This window comes from Dietzia maris, assembly GCF_014144855.1.
Taxonomy (GTDB): Bacteria; Actinomycetota; Actinomycetes; order Mycobacteriales; family Mycobacteriaceae; genus Dietzia; species Dietzia kunjamensis.
Genome location: NZ_JAALDN010000489.1, coordinates 1 through 3,881 on the forward strand (window position 1 = coordinate 1; position 3,881 = coordinate 3,881).

The window sequence follows — 3,881 nt, forward strand, 5'->3', positions numbered from 1 at the left end:
GCCGGCGGAGTCGGAGCGGGACTCGTCGTCGTCGCCCCGAGGCGACCCTCCCGGTGCGGATCCACCGCCACCGACGGCACCCGCCGCGGCGGCCGGCCGCACGGCGCCCGACTCGAGCGACTCGACACGCTGCAGCAGCGCGATCATGGAGTCGTCCGCCGAGGGCAGGAGCAGCTTGGCGCAGAGGATCTCCAGCAACAGCCGCGGAGAGGTGGCCCCTCGCATCGACCCCATCCCCTCGTGCACCATGTCGGCGCAGCGGGCGAGAGTGGCGGGCCCGATGTTCTCGGCCTGACGCCGCATGGTCTCGGCCTGCTCGACCGGCGCGTCGACGAGCCCACGCTCGATCGCCTGCGGCACGGACTGCACCATGATGAGATCGCGCAGCCGCTGCAGCAGATCGGCGGCGAACCGGCGCGGGTCGTGCCCGGCCTCGACCACCTTGTCGACGGTCCGGAACAGCGTGGCCCCGTCGCCGGCGGCCAGCGAATCCACCGTGTCGTCGATGAGCGCGACCTCGGTCGCCCCCAGCAGGCTCACCGCGCGCGGGTAGGTGATGCCCTCGTCACCGGCGCCGGCCATGAGCTGGTCCAGCACGCTGAGCGTGTCGCGCGGCGATCCCCCGCCGGACCGGATGACCAGGGGGAACACGGTCGGCTCGACCTGCACACCCTCCTGCTCGCAGATCCGCTCGAGCAGCCCGCGCATCGACGTGGGCGTGAGCAGCCGGAAGGGGTAGTGGTGCGTGCGCGAGCGGATGGTGGGCAACACCTTCTCCGGCTCGGTGGTGGCGAAGATGAAGATGAGGTGCTCCGGCGGCTCCTCCACGATCTTCAGCAGCGCGTTGAAGCCCGCGTTGGTGACCATGTGGGCCTCGTCGATGATGAGCACCCGGTACCGCGACGACGCCGGGGCGAAGAACGCCCGCTCGCGCAGATCACGCGTGTCATCGACACCGCCGTGGCTGGCCGCGTCGAGCTCGGTGACGTCGAGGGTCCCGTGGCCGCCGGGCGCGAGCGCCACGCACGAGTCGCATTCGCCGCACGGGTCGGCGGTGGGCCCCTGCACGCAGTTGAGCGAGCGGGCGAGGATGCGGGCGGACGAGGTCTTGCCGCAGCCGCGTGGGCCGGAGAAGAGGTAGGCGTGGTTGATACGACCGGAGGACAAGGCCACCGAGAGCGGTTCGGTGACGTGCTCCTGGCCCACGACCTCGGCGAAGGAGGCGGGGCGGTACTTCCGATAGAGAGCCACGCCTAGAGGGTACCCAGGGGGTACGACGACGAGGACTTCCGCTTCCGACGGCGATCACGCGTGATCCGGGATGGGCCGAAATGACCGGAGGGGCCGCGTCATACGCAGCCCCTCCCGACGTCCCTCGCGCGCGGATCGGGCCCCCTCAGACCCCCGCGGCACGGTTCCCGAACCGATATCGGACACCGGCCCCTCACAGCCCCTCAGCTGTCTCCGGTGTCCGCATCCCTCTAGCTCGGACGACTCCGATACAACCAGACGGCCCCGGCCCGGACAAGACCGCACTTGCGTTGACCATCGCTCAACAACGCGGGTGAATTACATTCATGCAGGTGACAGGGTTACCTAAGCTACGGACTCCCGCATTCACACTATGGGAATGTGTCAGAGATCACGGACGGGCAGACGTGCTGGTCACCTGTCGATTCCCGGGGCGAGGAGGCGAGATCGGGAGCGCGGTCCGTTAATGGCCGTCGTTAACGCGGATCGTGCAGTTGTTACACACCGCCCGAGCCGAGCGATCGCTCAGTCGGCGAGCGCCGCGCGGCAGGCCGCGAGAAGAGCGCACAGGCCCACGACATCCATGGCGGTCTCGACCTCGGCCAGGGGCGGGAGCGTGGGCGCCAGACGGATATGGCGGTCGTCGGGATCCTTGCCGTACGGGTACGCGGACCCGGCCGGCGTGAGGGCCACCCCGGCCTCCTTGGCCAGGCGGACGGTCTCGGTGGCGGTGCCGTCGACCACCTCGAGGTCGATGAAGTACCCACCCTCGGGCCGGGTCCAGCCGGCCACGTCGTACTCGCCGAGCCGGTGGGCCAGGGCTGCGGCGGCGGCCTCGAACTTCGGCGCGATGACCTCGCGGTGGCGGAGCATGTGGTCGCGCACCCCGTCGGCGTCACCGAAGAATCGGGCGTGCGCGAGCTGGTTGACCTTGTTCGGCCCGATGGAGCGCACGGAGGTGTGGCCGAGGTACCAGTCGAGATTGGCCCGCGAGGCGGAGAAGAACGACACGCCCGCGCCGGCGAACGTGATCTTGGAGGTCGAGCACACCTGCCAGAAGCGGTTGGGGTGGCCCGCCTCGGCGGCCAGCGTGTCGACGTCCGGGACCTTGGGGAAATCCTCGGTGAGCGTGTGGACGACGTAGGCGTTGTCCCAGACGATCCGGAAGTCCGGGGCGGCGGTCGCCATGCGCGCGAGGCGGGACACGGTGTGGTCGTCGTACACCGCGCCGGTCGGGTTGGCGAAGATCGGGACGCACCACATGCCCTTGATGGACGGGTCGTTCGACACGAGACGCTCGACCTCGTCCATGTCCGGACCTGTCGGCCCCAGCGGCACCGGGATCATCTCGATCCCCAGCGCCTCGGTGATGTTGAAGTGGCGGTCGTAACCGGGCACCGGGCACAGCCAGCGCAGGACCGGCTCGTCCTTCCACGCACGCTGGGAGTCGGGCGTGCCGAAGAGCATGGAGAACGTCAGCAGGTCGTACATGATCGACAGGCTCGCGTTGTCCTGGGCGATCACGCGGTCGGCCTCGACCCCGAGCAGCTCGGCGATGATCGACCGCAGTTCCGGCAGTCCCGCCCCGCCGCCGTAATTGCGGACGTCGGTCTTACCCGCCGCGTGGTCGCCCTCCCCCGGCAGCGACAGCAGCCGCTCGGACAGGTCCAGCTGTTCGGGCGAGGGCTTTCCGCGAGTCAGGTCCAGGGCCAGGCCCTTGTCGGCCAGCGCGTCGTACTCGGCGGCCAGTTGCGACTCGAGTCGGGCGAGTTCGTCGGCGGGGAGATCGGACAGTGCCACTGTGGCCTCCGGCGGGATCGACAACTTCGGTGTTGGTGCCCTAAGACATGTCCCAAGACATAAGGGGACCCCGCGCACCCGCCAGAGCCCGCTGACCCTTGCTGCCTTCCGGCCCTGGGGGAGTTCACAGGATGGACGCCGCGCGGGGTCCACGGACGAGTCTAACCGGCCCGCCTCCCGCGCTGCACCCCACCCGCCTCCCGCGCTGCACCCCACCCGCCTTACGGGCCCGGATCGGAGCCCGCTCGGCCCCGCGGTTTGCCTCCGCTTGCGCGTCCTGGGTATTCTCCTCCACGGAGGATTCGCCTAGTGGCCTATGGCGCTCGCCTGGAACGCGGGTTGGGGTTTATAGCCCCTCAGGGGTTCAAATCCCCTATCCTCCGCCGCAGACGCGGCCCGGAGCTCTCGAGCCCGGGCCGCGTCGCTCATTTCAGCCACGCCCGGGCCGACCGGAGGCCCGCTCTCGCTCCCGCGACCACCCACGCTCGGTAGGCTCGCGATCGTGACCGAGACCACGGGCGGCCGGACCGTTGACGACGACGTCGCCCTGCGGGTGCTCGTCTACAGCCACGACGCCGCCACCCGCAGCCGCGTGATGTCCGCCCTCGGCACCCGCCCGCACCCGGACCTGCCCCGGCTGACGTACCTCGAGGTCGCCACGGCCCCGGTCGCCCTCGAACACCTCGACGCGGGCGGGGTCGACCTGGCGATCCTCGACGGCGAGGCGACGCCCACCGGCGGACTCGGCCTGGCCAAGCAGCTGCGGGACGAGCTCGACCGCTGCCCGCCGGTGCTCGTCCTCATCGGCCGGGCGGACGACCGCTGGCTCG

The 3,881-nt window shown here is 70.4% G+C and carries 3 protein-coding genes, 1 tRNA gene and 1 other RNA gene; 2 read left to right on the top strand and 3 right to left on the bottom strand.

Annotation, left to right across the window (positions count from 1 at the left end; genetic code table 11):
- The 3 genes from G6024_RS15080 to ffs form a co-directional block, all read right to left on the bottom strand.
- A partial coding sequence (locus tag G6024_RS15080) for a DNA polymerase III subunit gamma and tau (protein ID WP_159149079.1) occupies positions 1–1,251 on the bottom strand: 1,251 nt, incomplete at its 3' end.
- Between the two features lie 525 nt (positions 1,252–1,776).
- On the bottom strand, positions 1,777–3,051 hold the full coding sequence (locus G6024_RS15085) for an aspartate aminotransferase type Ic (protein WP_067714624.1): 1,275 nt from the start codon (positions 3,049–3,051) through the stop codon (positions 1,777–1,779).
- Between the two features lie 59 nt (positions 3,052–3,110).
- Positions 3,111–3,205, bottom strand: an RNA gene (gene ffs / locus G6024_RS15090) — signal recognition particle sRNA small type.
- A 141-nt stretch (positions 3,206–3,346) separates the two neighbouring features.
- Here ffs and G6024_RS15095 point away from each other — a divergent pair.
- Positions 3,347–3,434 (top strand) — tRNA-Ser (locus G6024_RS15095).
- Between the two features lie 119 nt (positions 3,435–3,553).
- The coding region (locus G6024_RS15100; protein WP_159149080.1) for a hypothetical protein at positions 3,554–3,881 on the top strand (328 nt) is incomplete at its 3' end.